This is a genomic window from Listeria grandensis FSL F6-0971, from assembly GCF_000525835.1.
In the GTDB taxonomy this organism is placed as follows: Bacteria; Bacillota; Bacilli; order Lactobacillales; family Listeriaceae; genus Listeria_A; species Listeria_A grandensis.
The window spans coordinates 1-831 of sequence record NZ_AODD01000050.1 but is presented as its reverse complement, the minus strand read 5'-3'; the positions used below and the strand labels follow the sequence as shown (position 1 = coordinate 831).

Genomic DNA, 831 nt, shown 5'->3' with positions numbered 1-831 from the left:
CACGTACCTGTTAACATCACGAAACTAGCGGCTGGCTCGACGATCACCGCGACCGTGACCAAAGCAAGCAATGGCAAAACATCGATCCGCCAGCAAAACTGTCCAAGATACGAGTATTGTCACGACAAAAATCGATGCAATGACCGTGGCCTCGACGACAGTGAGCGGCACCGGCGAACCGAACGCTACGATTGTCATCAAAAATGGCAGCACGCAAATTGCTTCTGGCTCCACAGCAGGCGATGGCAAATTCTTGTTCTTCGTGACACCACAAGCGGGTGGCTCGACGATTACCGCGACCGTAACCAAAACAAGCAACGGTAAAATCTCGAGTGCGAGCACGACCGTTGTAGATAACGCGATTGTCTCAACGACGATGGGAGCCCTGACAACAGATAGCACCAGTGTGACGGGTGTCGGCGAACCGAACAGCGCGATTGTCATCAAAAATGGCAGCACGCAAATTGCTTCCGGCTCCACAGCGGGCGATGGCAAGTACTTGTTCTACGTGACGCCACAAGCGGCCGGCTCAACGATTACCGCGACCGTAACCAAAGCAAGCAATGGCAAAACATCGAGCGCAAGCCAAGTGGTCGCTGATAGTAGCATTGCGCCTACGAAGATGGATGCCCTGACAAGCAATTCCACGACGATAACGGGAACAGGGGAACCGAACGCGGCGATCGTTATTAAAAACGGCGACACGCAAATCGCTTCTGGTAGCGTAGCGGGCGATGGCAAATTCTTGTTCAACATCACGAAACAAGCGGGTGGTTCTACCATTACGGCAACCGTGACGAAAGCAAGCAATGGCAAAAACATCCACGGCAA

The 831-nt window shown here is 53.1% G+C and carries 1 protein-coding gene; it reads left to right on the top strand.

What is annotated here, in order from left to right:
• Window positions 1-70 precede the first annotated feature (70 nt).
• Window positions 71-831, top strand: a 761-nt coding sequence (locus PGRAN_RS15240; protein WP_036068551.1) for an Ig-like domain-containing protein, incomplete at its 3' end; no start/stop codon positions are given.